Source organism: Blastomonas sp. CCH1-A6 (genome assembly GCF_001556365.1).
Taxonomy (GTDB): Bacteria; Pseudomonadota; Alphaproteobacteria; order Sphingomonadales; family Sphingomonadaceae; genus Blastomonas; species Blastomonas ursincola.
The window spans coordinates 1-252 of record NZ_LSIS01000405.1 but is presented as its reverse complement, the minus strand read 5'-3'; the positions used below and the strand labels follow the sequence as shown (position 1 = coordinate 252).

Annotated in this window: 1 protein-coding gene; it reads right to left on the bottom strand. The window is 68.3% G+C overall.

Annotated elements, in window-relative coordinates; translation table 11 throughout:
• A partial coding sequence (locus AX735_RS26075) for a hypothetical protein (protein WP_202189618.1) occupies positions 1-252 on the bottom strand: 252 nt, incomplete at both ends.

The window sequence follows — 252 nt, the reverse complement described above, 5'->3', positions numbered from 1 at the left end:
ATCGCGCACGGTCGGCGGCGAGACCGGCCTTGGGTTCGGCCTGCCAGGGCTCCACCTCGGCGCGGCTGACGCTCATCGCGTGGAGCAGCTGCTTCAGGTGATATTGCGGATGCGTGATAGCGGGCCGCTCGACCGGTTCTGCCCCCGGCTGCGGGGGAGTGGTCACCGGATGCCCAAGCGCTTCCCAGAGCGCTTCGTCCATATCCAGATCGAGTCCCGGCAGCACCACCATGCCCTGCGGCAGATCGGCAA